The organism is Helicobacter pylori SA37A (assembly GCF_000476015.1).
Lineage (GTDB): Bacteria > Campylobacterota > Campylobacteria > Campylobacterales > Helicobacteraceae > Helicobacter > Helicobacter pylori_DB.
The window spans coordinates 44,822-70,842 of the sequence record NZ_CBOO010000004.1 but is presented as its reverse complement, the minus strand read 5'-3'; the positions used below and the strand labels follow the sequence as shown (position 1 = coordinate 70,842).

Here is a 26,021-nt window from a genome sequence, read left to right as displayed (position 1 = left end):
TTTTCAAACTATTTGTCTCTGTCTGAAAAAATACCAATGATTTGCAAGATGGAAATGAAGACATTCAAAAAGTCTAAATACAAGCTCACCGCCGCATCAATGGGGCTATCATACATGCCTTTAACGATGTTTTGGGTGTCATAAGCGATATAAAGACTGAATAAAATCGCACTCGCTCCCGCAATGACAACCTGGAACATGGGGCTACCCAAAAACAAGTTAATAAGCGAACACACCACCACCACAATCAAAGCGATAAAAAGCATTTTACCCATATTCGCTAGATCGTTTTTAGTTTTAAGGGCATACACGCTCATCAAACCAAAAACAATAGTCGTCATGCCCAAAGCTTGCCAAATCGCTCCTAAACCAGCTTTTGCAATCACCATACCCAACAAAGGCACCAAAGTAACCCCTGATAATGAAGTGAAAGCAAACAGCATGAATAGATTCAATCCGGGTTTGGATTTAGAAAACATCAAACCAAAAAACGCCGCAATTTCAGCGATAAAAAATACCCATTTATACTGCACTACGGCTTGAAAATTCATTAAACCCAGTAACGCCCCGATAGTCGCTAATAACAAACTGCCCGCAAAGAACTTGTAAGTCGTTTTAACAAAACTTACCAGCTCGCTTTCATGCAACACAGAATCTTCTGCATACGCGTTACGAGAATTAGCTCTGTCATACAATGCCATGTTTTACTCCTTGATTTCAACTCAATAAATAATTTTAATTAACCTACAGCTAGGTCCAATATAATAGCGCAAAATGTAGTAAAATACCAAACAAAACCCCCTAAAATTGAAATTGAAGTCTGAAAATAGGATAATAGTTACGATGAAAATTTTTATCAATGGATTTGGCCGCATTGGGAGATGCGTTTTAAGAGCGATTCTAGAGCGCAATGATACAAACCCTCAACTAGAAGTAATAGGCATCAATGACCCTGCTAACTGGGAAATTCTCGCTTATCTTTTAGAGCATGACAGCGTGCATGGGCTGCTTTTTAAAGAAGTGCGTTACTCTAATTACAAGCTTATTATCGGCTCGTTAGAAATCCCTGTTTTTAATAGCATCAAAGACTTGAAGGGCGTGGATGTTATCATAGAGTGTTCAGGGAAGTTTTTAGAGCCTAAAACACTAGAAAATTACCTTTTGCTTGGGGCTAAAAAGGTTCTGTTATCCGCTCCTTTTATGGGCGAATACGATGAAAAACAATACCCCACTTTAGTGTATGGGGTCAATCATTTTTGCTATCAAAACCAGGCCATTGTTTCTAACGCCTCTTGCACGACTAACGCTATCGCGCCCATTTGCGCTATTTTAGATAAAGCTTTTAATATTAAAGAGGGCATGCTAACGACCATTCATAGCTACACGAGCGATCAAAAACTCATTGATTTGGCCCACCCTTTGGACAAACGGCGCTCAAGAGCGGCTGCAAGCAACATTATCCCCACCACCACTAAAGCCGCTCTAGCTTTGCATAAAGTGTTACCCAATCTCAAAAACAAAATGCATGGGCATAGCGTGAGAGTGCCTAGCCTTGATGTGTCCATGATAGATTTGAGTTTGTTTTTAGAAAAAAAGGCCTTTAAAGAGCCGATCAACGATTTATTGATTACAGCTTCCAAAGGGGTTTTAAAAGGCGTGTTAGAGATAGATTTGAAAGAAAGGGTGAGTTCTGATTTCATTTCTAATCCGCATAGCGTTATCATCGCGCCTGATTTGACTTTCACGCTAGAGAATATGGTCAAAATCATGGGGTGGTATGATAATGAATGGGGGTATTCTAATCGTTTGGTGGATATGGCGCAGTTTATGTATCATTATTAAGTCATTTTGCGAATCTTTTTGAGTTTGTTTAACATCAAGTTGTATAATGTGGGATTTAAAAAACGATTGGAGTTTTAAATGGCGTTTAAAAAGGCCAAATTGATTTCTAGGTTTATTTCAAAGGGATCTTTCAAATTGAATAAGATCTCAAAGAAATTTTTCAAATTGAATCAAATCTTAAAGCGTGAAAAGCCCTTAAAATGCCATAAAAAAACAAAATCCATTAAAAAGCTCTCTAATAAAAACAAATCTTTTTTAAAAGCTTCGATTTTATTGATAGGAGCGTTAGGGGGATTATCCCACCTAAGGGCTAGCGAATGCCGTTATTGGTCATGGTGGTCAGGTTATCATGACAATATTGAAAGCGGTCCTAATTCACCCACGCACAACTCCTATTGTCTTTTTAGTAGCGCTCAAGGCTCTGGGACTTATTATTTAAACACTCTTACCACTTATAGCGCTGGTGGGGCTAGTTTCACGCAAAAATTCAATAACGGCACGCTTGATATAGGGGGGAATATCCGCTTTGGAGGCACAGGTATTAATGGAGGTGATGTCGGCTATATCACGGGAACTTATGACGCTCAAACGATTAATTTTAATTCTAGCCATTTAACAACCGGAAACTCCTATTCTGATGGTGGTGGGGCCACGCTCAATTTCAATGCAACTAATAACCTCACTATCAATCAAGCGAGTTTTGATAATAACGATGCAGGGACGCAAAAATCTTACATGAATTTTAAAGGCTCTAATATCAAGGTGAGTGGCTCTAGCTTTAAAGATGACACTGATGGGGGCTTTAATTTCAGCGGTAATAGTAATAACAGCACCATCTCCTTTAATCAAACAAACTTCAATCAAGGCACTTATAATTTTAGTAACAGTGCAAGTTCAAGCTTTAATAATAGTAGTTTCAATCAAGGCACTTATCACTTTAATAGCACCCAATCCACTTTTGAAAACAGCAATTTCAATCAAGGCACTTATAATTTTAATAATAACGCTAGCTTTAATAACAACACCTTCAATCAAGGTGCTTATAGCTTTAATACGAATAAGGTGAGTTTCTCAGGCATCAACACTTTGAATTCAAGTTCGCCTTTTGCTAGCCTTAAAGGTAGCGTGTCTTTTGGTTCTGATGCGGTTTTTAACCTCAATCAAACCCTTAATAGCAATCAAACCTATGACATTCTCACCACAAACGGGGCGATCCAATATGGGGTTTATCAAAGCTATTTGTGGGATCTAATCAACTATAAGGGCGATAAGGCTATTAGCCATGTTGAAGTGGGCAATAACACTTATGATGTAACCTTTGATATTAATGGGCAAGATGAAACCTTACAAGAAACCTTTAACAAACAATCTATCATTACCCAATTTTTAGGAGACGATTTACAACAACAAGCCCAACAAACCTATCAAGAGGATGTAGCTCATTCCCAAAATGCTTTGAATGGTGCGACTAGCGATAAAACGATCGCAAGCAATGATACAAGCTACACTCAAAGCAAAAATACTACTATCGCTAAAGACGCTCAAGGTTTAGAAAACACCAACCAACAAATCGCTCAAGATGAACAAGCGTTACAAGGAGATTTAGACAAGCTCAAACAATTAGCCAACTCCACCACAGGCTTTAGTGAACAAGCTTTCAATCAAGCTCAAAAACAAGAGCAACAAGATGAACAAACCTTACAGAACGAAGAAAAGACTTTTAACGCTGAACAAGAGGGATTGAAACAAGCGATAGCTAACGCTAAGCCTACAAGCCCCACACCAAGCCCTACACCCACTCCTACAAAACACACAGCGCCAAACACTCCCCCTAATAAAGTTTCACCAACGCCCACACCCCCTACTCAAAATTTACCCACAACGAATGTGTGGAGTGGGGTTTATTGGCTTCAAAACAAAACCTACTCAAACAAAGGCATTTATTATATCGATCCTAACCTTTCAGGACAGAGCGGTCAAAACGGCAACACGCTCAGCACTTATACAGCCAATTTGTTTGGAAGAAGTTTTGGCGTGAATATCCAAAATGGCACTTTGATCATAGGGAATAACACAGAGAGCGTGAATGATAATGGGTTGATTTGGATAGGGCATGGAGGCTTTGGCTATATCACGGGAACTTTTAATGCGGCTAACATCTATTTGACCAATAATTTTAAAACCGGTGAAGGCGTTTCAAATTCAGATGGTGGGGGAGCGAACATTACCTTTAAAGCAAGCGATAATATCACTATGGATGGCTTGAATTATAATGACGCTGAAACCGTTACTAAAATGATTCAAACAGGGGCCAGTCAGCATTCCTATGCCGCTTTTGACGCTCTAAATAATATCAGCGTAACCAATTCTAGTTTTAGCGATATGACTTGGGGGAAATTCAGTTTCACGGCTAAGAACATTTCCTTTTCTAACGCTTCGTTCAGCGGCTTTACAAACCCTGGAGGATCAAGCACTATCAGCGCTAACGCTTCTAATTCTTTAAGCTTTGTCAATTCTCGTTTGAATGGTGGAGCGATCTATAATTTGCAGGCTAATAGCCTTATTTTCAACAACACGCAAGCGGTTTTTAATGTCTTGTATTCTAGGGGGACAAGCAATTTTAACGCTACGACACAGCTTTTAGGCAACACGAATTTTACGCTTAGCTCTCAAAGTTTGTTGAATTTTAATGACGATACAACCTTGCAAAACAACGCCAATATCACGCTTGGCAATAAAAGTCAAGCCGCTTTTAAAAATTCTTTAACGCTTGACAATAATTCTAATTTAAGTTTAGACAATCAAAGCGTTTTGAATGCGAGTGGCACGAGCGCTTTTAACAATCAAGCGAGTCTCAATATTTATAACGGGAGTCAAGCGGCCTTTAATAGCCTCTTTTTTAATGGCGGGACACTCAGTCTTAACGCTAGTAGCAAACTCAACGCTTCTAGTGCTAGTTTTTCAAACAACACCACTATCAATTTAGACGATAGCGTTTTATCGGCTAGTAACACAAGCTCTTTAAACGCTAATATCAATTTTCAAGGCACAAGCCAAGCTGATTTTGGAGGCAACACGACTATTGATACAGCAAGCTTTAATTTTGACAGCGCAAGCTCATTGAATTTTAACAACCTTACGGCTAATGGAGCGTTAAATTTTAATGGTTATACGCCCTCTTTAACTAAGGCTTTAATGAGCGTTAGCGGGCAGTTTGTTTTAGGGAGTAATGGGGATATTAATTTATCTGACATCAATATTTTTGACAACATCACAAAATCTGTAACTTACAACATCCTAAACGCTCAAAAAGGGATCACTGGCATTAGTGGGGCTAATGGCTATGAAAAAATCCTTTTTTATGGCATGAAAATCCAAAACGCTACCTATAGCGATAATAACAACATTCAAACTTGGTCGTTTATAAACCCTCTCAATTCTTCTCAAATCATTCAAGAGAGCATTAAAAATGGGGATTTAACCATAGAAGTTTTAAATAACCCTAACTCGGCTTCTAACACTATTTTTAATATCGCTCCTGAGCTTTATAATTACCAAGCTTCTAAGCAAAATCCTACCGGTTATAGCTATGATTATAGCGACAATCAAGCAGGCACTTATTACTTGACAAGCAACATTAAAGGTCTTTTCACCCCTAAAGGCTCTCAAACGCCTCAAACCCCAGGCACTTATAGCCCGTTTAACCAGCCTTTGAATAGTTTAAATATCTACAATAAGGGTTTTTCTAGCGAGAATTTAAAAACGCTTTTAGGGATCCTTTCTCAAAATTCCGCTACCTTAAAAGAAATGATTGAATCCAACCAATTAGACAATATCACTAACATCAATGAAGTGTTGCAACTCTTAGACAAGATTAAGATCACCCAAACGCAAAAGCAAGCACTCCTAGAAACGATCAACCATTTGACTGACAACATCAATCAAACCTTTAATAACGGGAATCTAATTATAGGCGCTACTCAAGATAATGTTACAAACTCTACCAGCTCTATATGGTTTGGGGGCAATGGCTATAGCAGTCCTTGCGCGCTAGATAGCACCACTTGTTCTTCTTTTAGAAACACTTACTTGGGGCAATTATTAGGCTCAACTTCCCCTTATTTAGGCTACATTAACGCTGATTTTAAAGCTAAAAGCATTTATATTACCGGAACGCTTGGAAGTGGTAACGCCTTTGAAAGCGGAGGGAGCGCGGATGTAACCTTTCAAAGCGCTAATAATTTAGTGTTGAATAAGGCTAATATAGAAGCTCAAGCTACAGACAATATCTTTAATCTTTTGGGCCAAAAAGGGATTGATAAAATCTTTAATCAAGGGAATTTAGCGAATGTTCTCAGTCAAGTGGCTATGGAAAAAATCAAGCAAGCCGGCGGTTTAGGAAACTTTATAGAAAACGCTCTAAGCCCTTTGAGTAAGGAATTGCCCACTAGCTTGCAAAGTGAAACCTTAGGCCAACTTATAGGTCAAAATAATTTAGATGATTTATTGAATAATAGTGGGGTCATGAATGCAATCCAAAATATTATCAGTAAAAAACTAAGCATTTTTGGCAATTTTGTTACCCCATCCATCATAGAAAACTACCTTGCTAAGCAGTCTTTAAAAAGCATGCTAGACGATAAAGGGCTTTTGAATTTTATCGGTGGGTATATAGACGCTTCTGAATTAAGCTCTATTTTAGGCGTGATTTTAAAAGATATTACTAACCCCCCTACAAGCCTGCAAAAAAACATCGGCGTGGTAGCGAACGACTTGTTGAACGAGTTTTTAGGACAAGATGTGGTTGAAAAGCTAGAAAGTCAAGGATTAGTGAGCAATATCATTAATAACATTATTTCTCAAGGCGGGTTAAGCGGCGTTTATAATCAAGGTTTAGGGAGCGTGTTGCCGCTCTCTTTACAAAACGCGCTCAAAGAAAACGATTTAGGCACTCTTTTATCGCCTAGAGGCTTGCATGATTTTTGGCAAAAAGGGTATTTTAACTTTTTAAGCAATGGCTATGTTTTTGTCAATAACAGCTCTTTTAGCAACGCTACAGGGGGCAGTCTGAATTTTGTCGCCAACAAGTCTATTATTTTTAATGGCGATAATACGATTGACTTTAGCAAGTATCAAGGCGCATTGATTTTTGCTTCCAATGATGTTTCTAATATCAATATCACAACCCTAAACGCCACTAATGGCTTAAGCCTTAATGCGGGTTTGAATAATGTGAGCGTTCAAAAAGGAGAAATTTGTATCAATTTAGCCAATTGCCCCACAACCAAAAACAACTCTTCTACAAACTCTAGCGTAACCCCCACTAATGAATCTTTAAGCGTACGCGCTAACAACTTCACTTTCTTAGGCACAATCGCTTCTAATGGGGCTATTGATTTGTCTCAAGTGAAAAATAACAGCGTTATAGGCACGCTCAATCTTAATGAAAATGCGACTTTGCAAGCCAATAATTTGACGATCACTAACGCTTTTAACAACGCCTCTAACTCTACGGCTAACATTAATGGTAATTTCACCTTAAACCAACAAGCGACTCTAAGCACTAACGCCAGTGGTTTGAATGTCATGGGGAATTTTAACAGCTATGGCGATTTGGTGTTTAATATCAGCCATTCAGCTAGCCATGCCATTATCAACGCTCAAGGCGCAGCGACAATCATGGCTAATGACAATAACCCCTTAATCCAATTCAACACTTCTTCAAAAGAAGCAGGCACTTACACGCTTATTGATAGTGCTAAAGCCATTTATTATGGGTATAACAACCAAATCACAGGAGGCAGTAGCCTAGATAATTACCTTAAGCTTTATGTGCTCATTGATATTAATGGCAAGCACATGGTGATGACTGACAACGGCTTAACTTATAACGGGCAAGCCGTGAATATTAAAGATGGCGGTTTAGTTGTAGGCTTTAAGGATTCTCAAAATCAATACATTTACACTTCCATTCTTTATAATAAAGTGAAAATCGCTGTTTCTAATGATCCTATCAATAACCTACAAGCCCCCACTTTAAAACAATACATCGCTCAAATTCAGGGCACTCAAAGCGTGGATAGTATTGATCAAGCTGGAGGAAATCAAGCGATTAATTGGCTCAATAAAATCTTTGAAACTAAAGGAAGCCCTTTATTCGCTCCCTATTATTTAGAGAGCCACTCCGCAAAAGATTTAACCACGATCGCTGGAGATATTGCTAACACTTTAGAAGTCATCGCTAACCCTAATTTTAAAAATGATGCCACTAATATTTTACAGATCAACACCTACACGCAACAAATGAGCCGTTTAGCCAAGCTCTCTGACACTTCAACCTTTGCCAGTGCTGATTTTCACGAGCGATTAGAAGCCCTTAAAAACAAGCGATTCGCTGATGCGATCCCTAACGCTATGGATGTGATTTTAAAATACTCTCAAAGAAACAGAGTTAAAAATAATGTGTGGGCGACAGGAGTTGGAGGGGCTAGTTTTATTAATGGAGGCACTGGAACTTTATATGGTATCAATGTAGGGTATGATAGGTTTATTAAGGGCGTGATTGTGGGGGGTTATGCCGCTTATGGGTATAGCGGGTTTCATGGAAATATCACTCAATCAGGCTCTAGCAATGTCAATATGGGCGTTTATAGCCGAGCGTTTATCAAAAGAAGCGAATTAACCATGAGCTTGAATGAGACTTGGGGATACAATAAGACTTTCATCAACTCCTATGACCCCCTACTCTCAATCATCAATCAGTCTTACAGATACGACACTTGGACGACTGACGCTAAAATCAATTATGGCTATGACTTCATGTTTAAAGATAAAAGCGTTATTTTTAAACCCCAAGTAGGCTTAGCCTATTATTATATTGGTTTGTCTGGTTTAAGGGGCATTATGGATGATCCTATTTACAACCAATTCAGAGCCAATGCTGACCCTAATAAAAAATCCGTTCTAACGATCAATTTTGCCCTAGAAAGTCGGCATTATTTCAATAAAAACTCTTATTATTTTGTGATTGCGGATGTGGGCAGAGACTTATTTATTAATTCTATGGGGGATAAAATGGTGCGTTTTATTGGTAATAACACCCTAAGCTATAGAGATGGCGGCAGATACAACACTTTTGCCAGCATTATCACAGGCGGAGAGCTAAGATTATTCAAAACCTTTTATGTGAATGCCGGCATAGGCGCTAGGTTTGGGCTTGATTATAAAGATATAAATATTACCGGAAATATTGGTATGCGCTATGCTTTTTAATGGTATCATTAAACCTATTTTTAACAAGCCTAATTCATAATAGGATCACCCATGCAATTTCAAAAAACCTTATTTCCTTTATCTTTACCCTTATTATTTTTATCTTTTTGCAGCGCTGAAGAAAATGGGGCGTATGCGAGCGTGGGCGTTGAATATTCCATTGCACATGCAGTTGAGCATAACAACCCTTTTTTAAATCAAGAACGCATTAAAACCATTTCTAACGCTCAAAACCAAATCAATGAACTCAATCAAGTTAAAAGTCAAGTTAAAAACATGCCCAATAACTTTAACTACATCAACAACGCTTTGAAAAACCATTCCAAACTAACCCCCACTGAAATGCAAGCTGAAGCTTACTACCTCCAATCCACCCTTGAAGGGATTGAAAAAATAGTGGTGCTTAGCCATAGCGCTCCATCTAACCCTAAATTAGTTCAAGCGTTAGAAAAAATGCAAGAACCCGCCGCTAACCCTTTAGAATTGGCAGAAAACTTAAAAAATTTAGAATCACAATTCGCTCAATCTCAAAACAACATCCTTTCTTCGCTTTCTTCTCAAATCGCTGAAATTTCTAACTCTTTAAACGCGCTTGATCCCACCAGTTATTCTAAAAACATTTCAAGCATGTATGGGGTAGGTTTGAGCGTGGGGTATAAGCATTTCTTTACTAAGAAAAAAAATCAAGGGTTTCGCTATTACTTATTCTATGATTATGGCTACACTAATTTTGGTTTTGTGGGTAATGGCGTTACTAGTTTAGGTAAAATGAATAACCACCTCTATGGGCTTGGGATAGACTATCTTTTTAATTTCATTGACAACGAAAAAAAACATTCTAGCGTGGGTTTTTATGCAGGATTTGCTTTAGCGGGGAGTTCTTGGGTGGGGAGTGGTTTGAGCATGTGGGTGAGTCAAACGGGTTTTATCAACAATTATTTGACTGGTTATCAAGCTAAAATGCACACGAGTTTTTTTCAAATCTCTTTGAATTTGGGGATTCGTGTGAATGTCAATAGGCATAACGGCTTTGAAATGGGCTTAAAGATCCCTTTAGCGATCAATTCCTTTTATGAAACGCATGGCAAAGGGTTAAACACTTCGCTTTTTTTTAAACGCCTTGTGGTGTTTAATGTGAGTTATGTTTATAATTTTTAGGGGAAAACAAGCACCCTTTAAAGGCTGGCATACCGCAACCTTTAAGCTTTAAAGACTCTTTAGTTTTTTTGCCTCAAATGATGAACGCTCTCGCCTCCAAGACCATAGTTATTTGGATCAATCTCATCTATAACGACCACCACAGAAGCCTTATTTTTATTTAACACCTTAACCATCAAATCCGAAACCTCTTCAATCAATTGCTGTTTTTGCTCGTTTGTTGGCCCTCCATTTTCTGGCACAAGCTTGATATTGATAAGTGGCATGTTATTCCTTAAAATTGAGATAGCGTATTATAGCGCTTTTTCACCTTAAACCCTCTTTTAAAAACAATAAAAGCCCTTTTAATCTCTTTCAACTCAAGTTGGATATACTAACAAAATGAATACTTATAAAAATAGCTTGAACCACTTTTTAAATTTAGTGGATTGTTTAGAAAAAATCCCCAATGTGGGTAAAAAATCTGCCTTTAAAATGGCGTATCATTTGGGTTTGGAAAACCCGTTTCTAGCGCTCAAGCTCACGCACGCTTTAGAAAACGCCCTAGAAAATCTTAAAACATGCGCATCTTGTAACGCGCTCAGCGAGAGTGAAATTTGTGAGATTTGCTCTGATGAAAGCAGACAAAATTCCCAGCTTTGCATGGTTTTACACCCAAGAGATGTGTTTATTTTAGAAGATTTAAAGGACTTTTTAGGGCGCTATCATGTGCTAAATTCCATAGAAAATGTGGATTTTAACGCCCTAGAAAAACGCTTGGTTAAAGAAAAGATTAAAGAAATCATTTTTGCTTTCCCTCCCACTTTGGCGAATGATTCTTTAATGCTCTATATTGAAGATAAATTGCAACATTGCCGCCTCACTTTCACTAAAATCGCTCAAGGCGTGCCTACTGGAGTGAATTTTGAAAACATTGACTCAGTCTCGCTTTCAAGGGCGTTTAATTCAAGGATCAAAGCATGAATTTAAATTTTATGCCCCTATTGCATGCTTATAACCATGCGAGCATTGATTTTCATTTCAATTCTAGCGCTAGGGATTTTTGCGTGCATGAAGTGCCTTTGTATGAATTTAGCAACACAGGCGAACATGCCGTTATTCAAGTGAGGAAAAGCGGTTTAAGCACTTTGGAAATGCTTCACATTTTTTCTCAAATTTTAGGGGTAAAAATCGCTGAATTGGGTTATGCGGGCTTGAAAGATAAAAACGCGCTGACGACTCAATTCATCTCACTCCCTAAAAAATACGCCCCTTTATTAGAAAAAAATACGCATAATTTGCAAGAAAGAAACCTTAAAATCCTGTCTTTGAATTACCATCATAATAAAATCAAATTAGGGCATTTAAAAGGGAATCGCTTTTTTATGCGTTTTAAAAAAATGACCCCCTTAAACGCTCAAAAGATTGAGCAAGTTTTAGAACAAATCGCGCAGTTTGGCATGCCTAATTACTTTGGCTCGCAACGCTTCGGGAAGTTCAATGATAACCACAAAGAAGGGTTAAAAATCTTACAAAATAAAACGAAATTCGCCCACCAAAAACTAAGCGCTTTTTTAATTTCAAGCTATCAAAGTTATTTGTTTAACGCGCTTTTAAGCAAACGGTTAGAAATCAGTAAAATCATTAGCGATTTTAGCGTCAAAGAAAATTTAGAATTTTTTAAACAAAAAAATTTAAGCGTCCATTCAAGCGCCCTAAAAGCCCTTAAAAACCAAGCCCACCCCTTTAAAATCCTAGAAGGCGATGTGATGTGCCATTACCCTTATGGGAAATTTTTTGACGCTTTAAAATTAGAAAAAGAAAGCGAAAGGTTTTTGAAAAAAGAAGCTGTGCCTACGGGGTTACTAGACGGCAAAAAAGCTCTTTATGCAAAAAATTTGAGTTTAGAAATTGAAAAAGAATTCCAGCATAACCTTTTAAATAGCCATGCTAAAACGCTAGGATCCAGGCGGTTTTTTTGGGTGTTTTTAGAAAATATAACTTCTCAATACATCAAAGAAAAAGCGCAATTTGAATTGGGATTTTACTTGCCTAAAGGGAGTTATGCGAGCGCGTTGCTCAAAGAAATCAAACATGAGAAAGGAGAAAATAATGACGAATTTTGAAAAGATTATCGCGCAAAACAGGCTCAAAACGAACGCGGTTTTAACCACTTATTGCGTGATTTTTGCTTTTATTGGGTTGTTAGTGGATGCTATTAGAATCAACGCTAATGATTTAGGCATAGCCCTTTTTAAACTCATCACTTTTCAAATTTTTCCTACGATCACTATTGTCATGTTTTTAGTGGCTTTTGTTATTATTGTTATTTGTATCCAAAATTTTAGCTCTATCATGTTAAGCGGTGATGAATACAAGCTTATTGATAAAAGCAAGGTTTTAAGCTCTAAAGAAAATCAAATCCATCGCCTTTTGTTAGAGCTTTTAGAAGAGGCTAAGCTTCATTTTGAGCCTAAGCTTTACATCATTAACGCCCCCTATATGAACGCTTTTGCGAGCGGGTGGGATGAATCTAATTCCCTTATCGCTCTTACAAGCGCTTTAATAGAAAGGTTGGATAGAGATGAATTAAAAGCCGTGATCGCTCATGAGCTCAGCCACATACGGCACAACGACATCCGCTTGACCATGTGCGTGGGGATTTTAAGCAATATCATGCTGTTAGTAGCTAATTTTAGCGTGTATTTTTTCATGGGGAATCGCAAGAATAGTGGGGCGAATTTAGCCCGAATCATTTTATTACTCTTACAGATCGTTTTGCCTTTTTTAACGCTTATTTTGCAAATGTATTTGAGTCGCACACGAGAATACATGGCCGATAGCGGGGCGGCGTTTTTAATGCATGACAATAAGCCCATGATTAGAGCCTTACAAAAAATTTCTAACGACTACGCGAACAACGATTACAAGGGCATAGATCAGAACTCCACCCGATCAGCGGCCTATCTTTTTAACGCTGAAATGTTTAGCACCCACCCTAGCGTTAAAAATCGTATCCAATCCTTAAGAAAGCGTGTGATTTAAATGGAAAATTTTTTCAACCAATTTTTTGAAAATATCGGCGAAGATAAGAATAGAGAAGGCTTGAAAGAGACGCCTAAAAGGGTTCAAGAATTATGGAAATTCTTGTATAAAGGCTATAAAGAAGACCCTAGAGTGGCTTTAAAAAGCGCGTATTTTCAAGGCGTTTGCGATGAAATGATAGTGGCTCAAAACATTGAATTTTACTCCACTTGCGAGCACCATTTGCTCCCTTTTTTTGGGAATATTAGCGTGGGATATATCCCTAAGGAAAAGATTGTAGGCATTAGCGCGATCGCCAAACTCATTGAAATTTATAGCAAACGCCTACAAATCCAAGAAAGGCTGACCACTCAAATTGCAGAAACCTTTGATGAGATCATAGAGCCAAGGGGCGTGATCGTGGTTTGTGAAGCCAAGCACTTGTGCATGAGCATGCAAGGGGTGCAAAAGCAAAACGCGATCATTAAAACAAGCGTTCTAAGAGGCCTCTTTAAAAAAGACCCTAAAACCAGAGCTGAATTTATGCAACTCTTAAAATCTTAGGTTATAATTCTACACATGAATAGCCCTAATTTATCCTTTTATCATAATGAGTGCGAGTGTTTTGAAAGCTTTTTAAAAAACCATCATTTACACCTTGAAAGCTTCCACCCTTATTTGGAAAAAGCCTTTTTTGAAATGGTGCTTAATGGGGGTAAAAGGTTCCGCCCTAAGCTTTTTTTAGCCGTGCTTTGCGCTTTAGTGGGTCAAAAAGATTATTCTAACCAGCAAACAGAATATTTTAAAATCGCTTTAAGCATTGAATGCTTGCACACTTATTCGCTCATCCATGACGATTTGCCTTGCATGGATAACGCCGCTTTAAGGAGAAACCACCCCACTTTACACGCTAAATACGATGAAACCACAGCCGTTTTAATCGGCGATGCGCTCAACACTTATTCTTTTGAATTGCTTTCAAACGCTTTGTTAGAAAGCCCTATCATTGTGGAATTAGTCAAAATCTTAAGCGCTAATGGGGGGATTAAAGGCATGGTTTTAGGGCAGGCTTTGGATTGCTATTTTGAAAACACGCCCTTAAATTTAGAGCAGCTCACTTTCTTACACGAGCATAAAACCGCTAAACTGATTAGCGCGAGCTTGATGATGGGGCTTGTTGCGAGCGGTGTTAAAGATGAAGAGCTTTTTAAATGGCTTCAGGCTTTTGGGTTAAAAACGGGTCTTTGCTTTCAAGTGCTAGATGATATTATAGATGTTACGCAAGATGAAAAAGAAAGCGGTAAAACCACTCATTTAGACAGCGCTAAAAACAGCTTTGTGAATTTATTGGGGCTAGAGAGGGCGAATAATTACGCTCAAACTTTAAAAACAGAGGTTTTAAACGATTTAAACCTACTAAAACCCGCTTATCCTTTATTGCAAGAAAATTTAAACGCATTATTGAACACTCTATTTAAAGGCAAAACATGAAAAAAATTCTACTCACCAACGATGATGGCTACCATGCAAAAGGCATTAAAGCTTTAGAACAAGCTTTAGAAAACATGGCAGAAATCTATGTGGTCGCCCCCAAGCATGAAAAAAGCGCATGCTCGCAATGCATCACGATCACCGCGCCTTTGAGAGCGGAGAAAATTAAAGGCAAAGAAGGCCGGCATTACAGGATTGATGATGGCACGCCAAGCGATTGCGTGTATTTGGCGATCAATGAGCTTTTTAAACATGTTTGTTTTGATTTGGTGATTTCAGGGATCAATCTTGGATCTAACATGGGCGAAGACACGATTTATTCAGGGACGGTGGCCGGAGCGATTGAAGGCACTATTCAAGGCGTGCCTTCCATTGCGATTTCTCAAATCCTTTCTAACAAAAATAAAAACACTCCCTTAAGTTTTGATCTGGCTCAAAAGATCATCCAGGATTTAGTCCAAAACATTTTCACAAACGGCTACCCTTTAAAAGGGCGCAAACTCCTAAATGTGAATGTCCCTAATTGCTCCTTACAAGAATATAGGGGCGAATGCATCACCCCTAAGGGCTATAGGTTGTATAAAAAAGAAGTGCATAAGCGCACAGACCCCAAGAATGAAAGCTATTTTTGGCTAGGGTTACACCCCTTAGAATGGCAAAAGCGTGAAAATGAAAACAGACTCTCTGATTTTGACGCTATTGCTTCAAACCATGCCTCTATCACGCCTTTAAATTTAGACTTAACCAGTTATGATGATCTAAAAAGCTTGGAATCTTGGCATGAGGGAATGTTAAAGTGAATAGAAATCACCGCTTGGCTTTTTTAGGGCTAATTGTTGGGGTGTTTTTTTTCTTTAATGCATGTCAGCACCGCTTGCACATGGGGTATTATTCAGAAGTTACAGGGGATTATTTGTTCAACTATAATTCCACTATCGTGGTGGCTTATGACAGAAGCGATGCGATGACTTCTTATTATATCAATGTGATTGTTTATGAATTGCAAAAATTAGGCTTTTATAACGTCTTCACGCAAGCGGAATTCCCATTAGATAAAGCCAAAAATGTGATCTATGCGCGCATTGTCCGTAATATCTCGGCTGTGCCGTTTTATCAATACAATTACCAACTGATTGATCAGGTCAATAAACCTTGTTATTTTCTTGGGGGGCAGTTTTATTGCTCCCAAACCCCTACGGATTATTACGCTATCAATGGCTTTAGCGAGCAAATTTTAATGAGCGCTAATTCGCATTTTATTTTAGATTGGTATGATGTGGTGCTGCAAAAACGGGTTTTATATGTGGATGGGAGCGTGAGCGGGAGGACTTGCGGCTATCAAATGCTGTATAGGGATTTGATTAAAAGCACGATCAAGCGCATTGATTTTAACCGCCCTGAACGCTACTACTATAATTTAAGACTGCCCCTTTATCAGCCATGTTATAGGCAATGAAATGGTTATCAGGCGATTGTATAAATTTTGCGCTAGCCATGTGGTGCGCAATTGCTCTTCTTTAAAATGCGCTCAAAATATCCATGGGCATAATTATGAAGTGGAAGTCTTTATTGAAACCAACCGCTTGGATAGCGCAAACATGGCGTTAGATTTTGGGCTGATGCAACAAGAAATGCAAACCTTTATAAACTCCTTTGATCATGCCCATCATTTTTGGGACAAAGAAAGCGATGAGTTTCAGCGTTTTATAGAAAATCATTGCGTTCGTTATGTGAAATGCTCGTTTAATTTGAGCGCGGAGAGTTACGCTCTCATGTTTTTATACTACCTTTCAAGGATTTTACAAAAAAGCGTTTTTTCTAATAATGAAGGGGAGTTAAAGGTTTCTAGCGTGCGCGTGCATGAGACTAAAAACGGCTACGCGGAAAGCTTTTTAAAAGATTTAGAAAACCCACACTTTAAATCTTTAGTGCATCAAAATTGCATCTCTTTCTCGCAAGGCATTCAAAATTTGTGGCATGATAAGGATTTTTTCAATAAAATCATTAGCGATGAAGAACAATGCTTTTTCCACGCTAAACCCTTACACCAGATCCCTTAAAAATGAAACTCCCGGTCGTTGAGAGCTTTTTTTCCTTACAAGGTGAAGGCCAAAGGATAGGCAAACCCAGTCTTTTTTTGCGCTTAGGAGGGTGTAACCTTTCATGCAAGGGCTTTAATTGTAAAACCCCATTCAATGATGAAATCCTAACAGGTTGCGATAGTTTGTATGCGGTGCATCCTAAATTCAAAACATCTTGGGATTATTACAACGATCCTAAACCCTTGATTGAACGATTAGAGGATTTAGCCCCTAGTTATAAGGATTTTGATTTCATTCTTACAGGCGGGGAGCCAAGTTTGTATTTTAATAACCCTATTTTATTGAGCGTTTTAGAGCATTTTTATCGCCAAAAAATCCCTTTATGTGTAGAGAGTAACGGCTCTATTTTTTTTGAATTTAGCCCTATTTTAAAAGAATTGCATTTCACCCTGAGCGTCAAACTCTCTTTTTCTTTAGAGAAAGAAAGCAAGCGGATCCATCTTAAAGCCTTGCAAAATATCTTAAATAACGCTAAAAGCGTGCATTTTAAATTCGTATTGGAGAGTCAAAACGCCGCTCAATCTATTATAGAAATTCAAAACCTTTTGAAACGACTCTCCTTAAAAAATAATGAAATCTTTTTAATGCCCTTAGGCACAAATAACAACGAGCTAGACAAAAATCTAAAAACCCTAGCCCCCCTAGCCATAGAGCATGGTTTTAGGCTGAGCGATAGGCTTCATATCCGCTTGTGGGATAATCAAAAAGGGTTTTAAAAAGTTAATCATGACCATCAAAGTTTTTTCGCCAAAATACCCCACTGAATTAGAAGAATTCTATGCTGAACGCATCGCTGACAACCCTTTAGGGTTTATCCAACGCTTGGATCTTTTGCCCAGTATTAGCGGGTTCGTTCAAAAATTGCACGAACATGGCGGGGAATTTTTTGAAATGAGAGAGGATAAAAAGCTCATTGGGATTTGTGGGCTTAATCGTATCAATCAAACAGAAGCCGAGCTGTGCAAATTCCACATAAATAGCGCTTATCAATCTCAAGGGCTGGGTCAAAAACTCTATGAGAGCGTGGAGAAATACGCTTTTATTAAAGGCTATACTAAAATCTCTCTGCATGTGAGCAAGAGTCAAATCAAGGCATGCAACCTCTATCAAAAGCTAGGTTTTGTGCGTATCAAAGAAGAGGATTGCATGGTGGAGTTGGGCGAAGAGACTTTGATTTTCCCCACTCTTTTTATGGAAAAGATTTTGTCTTGATTGGTGCATCCATTTGACACACGCCTTTTAACTATCAAACTTTGATTAACACAGCCTAATTAACGCTAAATAAACCCCAAAACAAACGCTTGTTTTTAAAATTTTGTTTTTCAAGCACTTCACAGAGTTTTAGAAGCCCTATTTTAGGGGTTAACGCTAAAATAGGCTATCAAAACTACTTTAATGATTTTATAGGGTTGGCTTATTATGGCATCATCAAATACAATTACGCTAAAGCGAGCAGTGAGAAAGTCCAGCAATTGAGCTATGGTGGGGGGATAGATTTGTTATTGGATTTCATCACCACTTACTCCAATAAAAATAGGGGTTAGGGGATTTTAATGAGATCGCAGAGGGGAATATAATATCCCCCCACCCCCTTAAGAGTTTTACAACAAAATGAGATCCAAAACGAAAAAATTTTATCATCACCAAAACCCACTAACGCTATCGGCTAAGTTTTGATTGAATCACTCAAAGGTTTGCACTTTTTTCATGCTGTGGGCGACACTTCGTGTTGGGTATTAGATTTGTTGTAAATTGGTGCCATTAAAAGCGATACGATAAAAGCGATTAAAGCAACCACAAAAATATAAAAGCTTAGACCATAACTTTGCAAGCTTTCAGGCGCTGCTATAGCTTTTGCATTTAACCAGCTTGAAAGTTGAGGGGTAAAGCCGGCGGTTATAGCATAGGCTATGTTATAGGCAAAGGAAATCCCGCTAAAACGGATTTTGGCGCTAAACACATCGCTCATAAAAATAGGGCAAAAATTCATAATGCCTGCGCAAAAGCAAGATAAAAAGTATAAAACTATGGTATTGACTAAACTTGGCGCGTTAGAATAAAATTCCTTAAAGAATAAAAAGCCAAAAAAGCCAAAGGCCACACTAAAAGCCATGCAAACTTTGTGCGGTTTGATTTTATCGGCCAAAAACCCGGTTAAAATAATAGAACTTACAATACCAACAAGCCCTAGAATTTGAAAATAGGTTTTTTCAAAAGGAGTGAAATGAAAATTAGGATGCGTAAGGGTAAAATTGGGAACAAAAAGGATAAAAATCAAAATACAAGCGGTTAAAACCCAAGTGATAAGCATGGAGATTAATATGCCAAAGCGAGAGTTTTTAAACACCTCTTTAAGCGGGAATTTGACTAAGGCATCGTTTTGCTTCATTTGCTGAAAAACAGGAGTTTCTTCTAAAAAGCGCCTCAAATACACAGAAATGATACCAAAAATCCCTCCAAGCCCAAAGGCAACCCTCCAAGCCCAAGCTTCAACAACAGGCTTGTCAAAAACCATGTAAATCCCCATATAAACCAAACTCCCAAGCAAAATCCCAGAAACTACGGAAGCGGTTAAAAAACCGATATAAGTGTTTTTTTGGCCTTGTGGGGCATGTTCATGGACAAAAACCCAAGCGCCAGGCAATTCACCACCCACAGCGACGCCTTGGCAAATCCTAACAAACACCAAAAAAACAGGAGCTATGTAACCAAGATAATGAGCGTTTTTTAGGCTAAGTCCCATGCTATCAACGCCAAAACCCACCAAATCATTAAAAGTTGGCATCAAAGCGAGCGCAAAGGTTGGGATCACCATCAATAAAATAGAGAGCATGAACATGTTTTTACGACCGAATTTATCCCCAAAGTGGGCCATCACTATGCCGCCAAGCGGGCGTGCCAGATAGCCTGCAGCAAAGATACCATAAGTGTTGATTTCAGACCAAATAGGGCTGAGCGTGTTTGGGAAAAAGTGCTTGGCAATGATGCTTGTAAAAAATACAAAGATGATAAAATCGTAAAATTCTAAAGTCCCGCCAAGCGAAGATAACCCTAAGGTTTTTATCTCTTTTTTGCCTAAATGTTTTATTGATTATCCTTTCACTAAGGCTATCGCCCTTTTAATTTTTCATTTTGAAACTAATGTTGATAAAATTAATATAGCTACCTTACACCTTAACGGCATTTTTTAGATAATAAGCAGTAAATGAAATTTATTAGCGTTCAAAAAGTGATTCATTCTATCTTTTTTATCATTAAGCATGACTTAAACGAGTTTAAATTTTGTTTACCCATTTTGTCAAAACGCTTTACTTGATTCTATCAGCCACAAAAACACTCCTATTAAAACTTGGGTAATAACACTTCCTTTAATGTTTTAATGATAGCTTCTTCTCTTTTTTCACGAAATTCCTTGATGTTTTCCCATTCTAATTTTAAATTAGGGTCAATATAGTTTCTTTTTTTATACTCTTCTATGGCTTGTTGATTATCTTTATATTCTTCTTTGAGCCACACCTCAGGGTCTTTATCCTTTTTGGCAATATTCTCTGCACCTTCTAAAAGTTGGAGGTTATATAAATGATTCCCACACTCATAGAAATCTTTATCCAATTTTTTATTTTCCTTTTTAAACTTAGACTTTGGATAAATATGGTTTATATGAAAAGTGGTGGTTTTGCAGTTCAGGTGTGGGTATAAGATTTGTAAAATAGGAAAGACTCGAGCATGGCTACTAGAACACATCATTTATTCTATAGCATCGTTAGTGATTTTTAAAGGACATGTTTGGTGTTTGGCTAAATTGTGGTTGAATGATTCAAAAGTTTGTGCACCCTTCATGCTATTGGCTATGTTGTTTAATTTTGTATCCGTTGAAGGAGTGAAATAACTCGTGATTTGAGCGTTACGGACAAAAATTAGAGCTTGATATTCACCACATTCATCCATTTTTTGATTGTCATTTTTATAGTAAAAATAAGCTAAACTGGATAGAATATAAGCTGAACCCAAATAGCCGGCATAACCAGAAGTTTCTAATAGTTCTGCAGCGTCATAGATGCTTTTTGTAATTTTTTCCCAATTTTCTTCAATCTCTTTGATATTCTTTTTATTAAAATTTTTTAATTCAAAAGTAGTGTCTTTACCAATGAGAAGCAAGCAGGTTTTTAGCACCTGGTCTCGCTCCATGTTTGAAAAGCCTTTGTCTTTTAAGGCATCCACTAGCTCATTCATTTTTTCTCTAATATCGCTTGAAAAGCTTGCTGTCAAAATAGACATCAATAAATCGGAAAGGCTCAACTTGACCCCACCACTATTGACACGGATAAAGATATTTAAAACTTTATTAAGATTTTTTTCTGTTTCTTCAAAATATGAGATGAGTTGTTTATCGTGAAAAGCTTTGTTTAGCTTTTCTAGTAATTTCAATACTTCACCTTTTAAACCATTTTCTTCTGCATAATTCCAAACATTTTCCAACTCTAAAATATCCCCCACCTTAAACCACCAATGTTTTTTATCGTTTTCAGGCGTTTTTGCATGAAATTCAAACTGGTAATTGTCTTCTGGATTATCCATGTTTGGTTGGTGTTTCAAGTTCAAATACAAACGCTTCTCTTCATAAGCGTTAGGGTTATCGTTTCTAGCTTTCTTTTTTTTAAGCGTTCTAGTGCCTTTAAGCCCGATATAAAGCGAGGTCAAGCGTTGTTGGCCATCTAGGACAATAGACAAATCATCGCGCTTGATTTGTTCAATACGGATTTTTTCATTGTGGGGCTTTCGCTCATCGTAGTTTGTAATGAATTGATAAAGTTGGAAATTGAGTTTATTATTATCTTGTTCGTCGCTCTTGGCTATATCCTCTTTTTGTAATTTCCAAAATAAAAAAGATCCGATAGGATAACCCCTGAGAATGGAGTCAAAAAGTTGCTCTATCTTTTTTTCATCGGCTTTGTTGAGCCACACATACTCACGCTGAATGTCAGGCAAAAAATAACGCACGTTCAATTCATTTATTACATTTTTAATGCTCTTATCCAAAAACACACCCATGGGAATTTCCTTATCTTGTATTTTTTAGGCTGTATTATAATCAAATATTAGATTGAGCCAACTTTAATTTAAGATTTTCTCCACACGCCTTTGAATGGCCTCTAAAACCAAGCAAAAAAGCCAGTAAATCAAAGCGGCTTCTAAGTAAATAGGCAGAAAGTCATAGCTAGCGTTAGCCTTTTGCTGCGCGATTCTAAAAATCTCTGCGATAGTTACTACAGACGCTAAAGAAGTTTCTTTAAAAAGGCTGATGAAAGTATTACTCAAACTGGGCGTGGCGACCTTGAGCGCTTGAAAAAAGATGACATGCCAAAAGGTTTGCAAGTAATTCAAGCCCAAACTCAAGCTTGAATCCCATTGATCTTTAGGGACAGAAAGAAAGCTCGCCCTTAAAGTCTCTGAAGCGTATGCCCCCACATTAAAGGAAAATGCAATGATGCCTGCCGGGATTGGATCCATATACACCCCAAGGGCGGGCAAACCATAAAACACCACCACGATTTGGACCAATAAAGGCGTGCCTCTGATGAGTGAGACATAGAAATTCACGCCCGCTAATAAAGCCCTATGAATAAGGCGTTTAGGGGGTGCGATCTTAATGAGCGCTACCACAACAGCGAGTAATAAGCCCAAAATAAAAGAGATAACCGCTAAAGGCAAAGAAATACAAAAAGCGGCTTTTAGCATGGGGTAAAAAGCCTCTAATAGTAATTCCAAACGCTCTTTGCTCAAATCTAAAGATTCAAAAAACAAAGACAAATTAGGGCTGGCTGACATCTTTTCCAAAAAATTGTTCGCCCAAGCGTTTCAAAACCCCTTTATTGATCAATTTTTGCATCGCTTGGTTGATAAGCTCTAGGGCTTTTTCTTGGTGTTTGTTAATGACAAAGGAAGCGCCCCCATCTTTTTCTTTGGATTCCCATGCGATTTTAAAGGGGTTGTTTTTGTGGGTGTTGATGTAGTTTAAAATGGCTAAAGAACTATTTAAGGTCAAGTCGGCTCGTTTTTGCGCCACCAATAACAACGCTTGTGCCATAGAATCCACTGAAACGATTTGAGCGTCGTATTTGAAAGCGATCTCCCCATAAGTGGAGCTTAAAGTGTTAGCCGCTCTTAAGCCTTTAATATCTTTGATGTCTTTAATGCGATTCTCATCTTTTCTAACGAGCATGATCGTGCCTGAATAGCTATAAGGCAAGCTTTTATCAAAAGTCGCTTGGCGTTTTTTAGTCGTCAAACTCACTTGATTAGCGACCATATCAAAACGCCCTGATTTCAAACCCGTGAGCATAATATCCCATGAAGTTTCGTGGAATTTGATTTTCACGCCAAGCTCTTTAGCCAGCTCCCTAGCCACTTCCACATCATAGCCGGTGAGCTTACCCTCTTTGTCATGGTAAGTGAAGGGGGGGTAAATGCCCTCTGTGCCAACGCTGATCGTTTCTTTATTAATAAGTTTTTCATACAAGCTAGAAGCGTTCAAAAAACTCCAAAAAAGGCTTATTATCAAGCATAAAACTTTTTTCATTGGTATTTTAATCCTAATTTTTTTTCACGCATTCTAACACAAAATAAAATTTGCATGGTTTGGTTTCACACATAAACGCGCTCCAAGCGTTTGGATAGGGTGCTGATGACTTCATAAGGAATGGTGTTTAAAAGCGTGGCGATTTCGTTTGCATCGTTAGCCCTAGTGCTTTTATCCCCAAACAAAATGACTTCATCGCCTTCTTTAGCTTCAATGCCATTAAGCTTAATAAAGCATTGATCCATGCACACTTTAGCGATCAAGGGGGCTAATTGGTTATTGATTACGACTTGAATGCGATTGCCCAAAGCGCGCGCTAACCCGTCCGCATACCCTAGCGCTAAAACACCCACTAAAGTTTCTTCATTAGTGTAAAAATGCTTGCCATAGCCAACAAACTCGCCTTTTTTGACTCGTTTGATTTGAACGATTTGAGCTTTTAAACTGATAACATTTTTCAAGATGGTTGGGCATGATTCTTTCATTTCATTAGAGGGGTAAAAACCATAGAGCATGATGCCTGGGCGATAGAGGTTTAACAAACGATTTTCATTCCCGTTACACAAAGAAAGGATACCGGCGGAATTATAGGCATGGCGGTATTGAAACTCTATTTTTTGTTCTAAAAGCTGCTCTAAAAAAGCGTTAAAGGCTTTCATTTGGTTTTTAGCATGGGTTTTAATGTTAGCATCAGCGTTGCTTAAATGCGTGAATATCCCCTCTACTTCCAAGCCTTTTAAAGCGCGAATTTTTTTAATGGTTTCTATGCTTTTAAAATTAGGCTCCAAGCCCAAGCGGTGCATGCCGGTATCAATTTTGATGTGCACTTTTAAGCGTTTTTGAGATTTTAAAGCCATTTGAGAAAAAACTTCCGCTTGTTCAAAGCTAAAAACCATAGCGCTCAAATCGTTATCAATCAGCATGGAAGCGTTAGAATTAGGGCTATAACCTAAAATCAAAATAGGGGTTTTAGAAAAATAAGAACGCAACTCTAAAGCTTCATCTAAGGTCGCTACCCCTAAATAATTAGCCCCTTCTTGTAAAAAAATTTCACTCGCTTTGATCGCCCCCGCCCCATAAGCGTTCGCCTTGACAACCGCCATGATACAAGCGTCTTTAGGGACAATGCTTTTGACTGCGCTAAAATTATGCCTTAAAGAATGGGTGTTCACTTCTACAAAACTCGCCCTTTTTAACATGTTGTCTTACTTGTTAGAATGCTTGCTAAAATACCAACGAGTTTCAGAATAAACCACTTTATGCAACAAAATCAAAGCGATCAAATTAGGGATAGCCATAAGCCCGTTAGAAAGATCCGCTAAATTCCACACAAAATCAATTTTAGCCATAGCCCCTACCATGACACTCGCTAAAAAGATCAAGCGGTAATATTTAACCTTTTTTTCACCAAAGGCGTATTCAGTGCATTTTTCCCCATAATAAGCCCAGCCAATGATTGTAGAGTAGGCAAAAAAGATCATGGTTAAAAAAATCACCACCGTCCCTAGTGAGCCTAGAAAATACTCCGTGCTTTTTAGGGTGAGCAAATTAGCGCTCATTTTCGTGCCATCAGGGAGCAAGGTGTTGTATTCTGGCGCCATTAAAATCACGCTCGCTGTCGCCGAACACACCACTAAGGTTACAATAAAAGTTTGGAGCATGGACACTAAGGCTTGGCGCACCGGGTGGTGCGTTTGAGCGCTTGCGGCAATGATGGCTGAACTCCCCAACCCCGCTTCATTAGAATACAGCCCCCTAGCCACGCCGGTTTTTATCATCGTCGCTACCAACGCACCGCTCGCTCCGCCCACAACGGGTTTAGGGTTAAAGGCTTCTTCAAAAATGAGTTTGATCGCTTGAAGGGCTAAATCAAAATGGCTAACAATAATATAAATAATAGCGATCAAATATAAAAGCACCATGATAGGAGCTAAGTAAGAAGTGAATTTACCAATGGATTTGATCCCCCCTATGACAATGAAAGCGGTTAAAAGGGTGAGCAATAAGCCTGAAACCCAATTAGGCAAGTTCGCTTGTTCGCTCAAAATGGAAGAAACCGCATTAGATTGCGTCATGTTACCGGTGCCAATGCTTGCAATAATCGTAAAAATCGCAAACGCCATGGCGAGTTTGGGCATGTTAAGGCCGTTTTTGATATAATACATAGGCCCTCCATTGTATCCAAACGCCCCTTTTTCCCTATATTTCACCGCTAAAATCCCCTCAGAATACTTAGTCGCCATGCCAACAAGCCCGGTAACCCACATCCAAAACACCGCTCCTGGCCCTGCAATGCTGATAGCAGTCGCTACGCCTACGATACTCCCAATGCCTACAGTCGCCCCTAAAGAGAGCATGAGAGCGGAAAATTGTGAAATGTCGCCCTTAGATTGGGACTCTTTGTCAAAAAGGACTTTGATCGCATAAAAAATCTTACTGAATTGCAAACCCCTAAGATAAAAGGTTAAAAACAAGCCGGTGCCTACTAATAAAATTTGCATGGGAATCCCCCACACCAAATTAGATAATAAACGCACCACCGAATCAATCGTTTCCATAAAAACTCCTTAATA

Annotated in this window: 21 protein-coding genes and 1 pseudogene; 14 read left to right on the top strand and 8 right to left on the bottom strand. The window is 38.4% G+C overall.

Features of this window, described 5'->3' with window-relative positions; all coding sequences use genetic code 11:
- Window positions 1–8: 8 nt before the first annotated feature.
- The gene (locus QT76_RS03350) at window positions 9–701 is read right to left on the bottom strand and encodes a Bax inhibitor-1/YccA family protein (protein WP_021175740.1); all 693 of its coding nucleotides are present in this window, start codon (window positions 699–701) and stop codon (window positions 9–11) included.
- Window positions 702–843: 142 nt separating this feature from the next.
- Between QT76_RS03350 and gap the strand changes: the two genes are divergently transcribed.
- The 3 genes from gap to QT76_RS03335 all read left to right on the top strand — a co-directional run bounded on the left by gap (window position 844) and on the right by QT76_RS03335 (window position 10,272).
- Window positions 844–1,842: a type I glyceraldehyde-3-phosphate dehydrogenase gene (gene gap / locus QT76_RS03345; RefSeq protein WP_033616586.1), complete on the top strand. Its 999-nt coding sequence runs from the start codon at window positions 844–846 to the stop codon at window positions 1,840–1,842.
- A gap of 78 nt (window positions 1,843–1,920) precedes the next feature.
- Window positions 1,921–9,114 carry a vacuolating cytotoxin domain-containing protein gene (locus tag QT76_RS03340; RefSeq protein ID WP_033616585.1) on the top strand — a complete coding sequence of 2,398 codons (7,194 nt, stop codon included), beginning with the start codon at window positions 1,921–1,923 and terminating at the stop codon, window positions 9,112–9,114.
- A 51-nt stretch (window positions 9,115–9,165) separates the two neighbouring features.
- A complete protein-coding gene (locus tag QT76_RS03335) occupies window positions 9,166–10,272 on the top strand; it encodes an outer membrane beta-barrel protein (RefSeq protein ID WP_033616584.1) in 1,107 nt (368 codons plus the stop codon).
- Between the two features lie 59 nt (window positions 10,273–10,331).
- Here the strand turns inward: QT76_RS03335 and QT76_RS03330 are convergent, their stop codons facing one another.
- On the bottom strand, window positions 10,332–10,538 hold the full coding sequence (locus QT76_RS03330; RefSeq protein ID WP_033616583.1) for a 2-hydroxymuconate tautomerase family protein: 207 nt from the start codon (window positions 10,536–10,538) through the stop codon (window positions 10,332–10,334).
- Window positions 10,539–10,653: 115 nt separating this feature from the next.
- Between QT76_RS03330 and recR the strand changes: the two genes are divergently transcribed.
- The 11 genes from recR to QT76_RS03275 all read left to right on the top strand — a co-directional run bounded on the left by recR (window position 10,654) and on the right by QT76_RS03275 (window position 18,412).
- Window positions 10,654–11,235 carry a recombination mediator RecR gene (gene recR, locus QT76_RS03325; protein ID WP_001099587.1) on the top strand — a complete coding sequence of 194 codons (582 nt, stop codon included), beginning with the start codon at window positions 10,654–10,656 and terminating at the stop codon, window positions 11,233–11,235.
- Entirely contained in the window at window positions 11,232–12,377 is a 1,146-nt protein-coding gene (truD, locus tag QT76_RS03320) for a tRNA pseudouridine(13) synthase TruD (protein WP_033616582.1), read from the top strand. Before recR ends, truD begins: the two co-directional genes overlap by 4 nt.
- A complete protein-coding gene (gene htpX, locus QT76_RS03315; protein ID WP_033616581.1) occupies window positions 12,364–13,296 on the top strand; it encodes a zinc metalloprotease HtpX in 933 nt (310 codons plus the stop codon). The genes truD and htpX overlap by 14 nt, the downstream gene beginning before the upstream one ends.
- The gene (gene folE / locus QT76_RS03310; RefSeq protein WP_000426968.1) at window positions 13,297–13,839 is read left to right on the top strand and encodes a GTP cyclohydrolase I FolE; all 543 of its coding nucleotides are present in this window, start codon (window positions 13,297–13,299) and stop codon (window positions 13,837–13,839) included.
- 15 nt (window positions 13,840–13,854) lie between these two features.
- Window positions 13,855–14,766, top strand: coding sequence for a polyprenyl synthetase family protein (locus QT76_RS03305; protein ID WP_033616580.1), 912 nt, complete (start codon window positions 13,855–13,857; stop codon window positions 14,764–14,766).
- Window positions 14,763–15,566 carry a 5'/3'-nucleotidase SurE gene (gene surE / locus QT76_RS03300; protein WP_033616578.1) on the top strand — a complete coding sequence of 268 codons (804 nt, stop codon included), beginning with the start codon at window positions 14,763–14,765 and terminating at the stop codon, window positions 15,564–15,566. The genes QT76_RS03305 and surE overlap by 4 nt, the downstream gene beginning before the upstream one ends.
- Window positions 15,563–16,222: a hypothetical protein gene (locus tag QT76_RS03295; protein WP_033616577.1), complete on the top strand. Its 660-nt coding sequence runs from the start codon at window positions 15,563–15,565 to the stop codon at window positions 16,220–16,222. The genes surE and QT76_RS03295 overlap by 4 nt, the downstream gene beginning before the upstream one ends.
- 1 nt (window position 16,223) lies before the next feature.
- The gene (locus QT76_RS03290) at window positions 16,224–16,826 is read left to right on the top strand and encodes a 6-pyruvoyl trahydropterin synthase family protein (protein ID WP_033616576.1); all 603 of its coding nucleotides are present in this window, start codon (window positions 16,224–16,226) and stop codon (window positions 16,824–16,826) included.
- A 2-nt stretch (window positions 16,827–16,828) separates the two neighbouring features.
- On the top strand, window positions 16,829–17,584 hold the full coding sequence (locus QT76_RS03285) for a 7-carboxy-7-deazaguanine synthase QueE (RefSeq protein WP_033616575.1): 756 nt from the start codon (window positions 16,829–16,831) through the stop codon (window positions 17,582–17,584).
- 10 nt (window positions 17,585–17,594) lie between these two features.
- Entirely contained in the window at window positions 17,595–18,080 is a 486-nt protein-coding gene (locus tag QT76_RS03280; protein ID WP_033616574.1) for a GNAT family N-acetyltransferase, read from the top strand.
- A gap of 89 nt (window positions 18,081–18,169) precedes the next feature.
- Window positions 18,170–18,412 carry an outer membrane beta-barrel protein gene (locus QT76_RS03275; protein WP_033616573.1) on the top strand — a complete coding sequence of 81 codons (243 nt, stop codon included), beginning with the start codon at window positions 18,170–18,172 and terminating at the stop codon, window positions 18,410–18,412.
- Between the two features lie 161 nt (window positions 18,413–18,573).
- Here the strand turns inward: QT76_RS03275 and QT76_RS03270 are convergent, their stop codons facing one another.
- The 6 genes and pseudogenes from QT76_RS03270 to QT76_RS03245 form a co-directional block, all read right to left on the bottom strand.
- A complete protein-coding gene (locus QT76_RS03270) occupies window positions 18,574–19,956 on the bottom strand; it encodes an MFS transporter (RefSeq protein ID WP_033616572.1) in 1,383 nt (460 codons plus the stop codon).
- A gap of 254 nt (window positions 19,957–20,210) precedes the next feature.
- Window positions 20,211–21,920: pseudogene (locus tag QT76_RS03265) on the bottom strand (DUF262 domain-containing protein).
- A 63-nt stretch (window positions 21,921–21,983) separates the two neighbouring features.
- Complete coding sequence (locus QT76_RS03260) at window positions 21,984–22,697, bottom strand: amino acid ABC transporter permease (protein ID WP_033615081.1); 714 nt, start codon at window positions 22,695–22,697, stop codon at window positions 21,984–21,986.
- Window positions 22,681–23,448 carry an amino acid ABC transporter substrate-binding protein gene (locus tag QT76_RS03255; protein ID WP_033615070.1) on the bottom strand — a complete coding sequence of 256 codons (768 nt, stop codon included), beginning with the start codon at window positions 23,446–23,448 and terminating at the stop codon, window positions 22,681–22,683. Before QT76_RS03255 ends, QT76_RS03260 begins: the two co-directional genes overlap by 17 nt.
- A 65-nt stretch (window positions 23,449–23,513) precedes the next feature.
- Window positions 23,514–24,647, bottom strand: coding sequence for an alanine racemase (gene alr, locus QT76_RS03250; RefSeq protein ID WP_033616571.1), 1,134 nt, complete (start codon window positions 24,645–24,647; stop codon window positions 23,514–23,516).
- 6 nt (window positions 24,648–24,653) lie between these two features.
- Entirely contained in the window at window positions 24,654–26,006 is a 1,353-nt protein-coding gene (locus QT76_RS03245; RefSeq protein WP_033616570.1) for an alanine/glycine:cation symporter family protein, read from the bottom strand.
- Window positions 26,007–26,021: the final 15 nt, after the last annotated feature.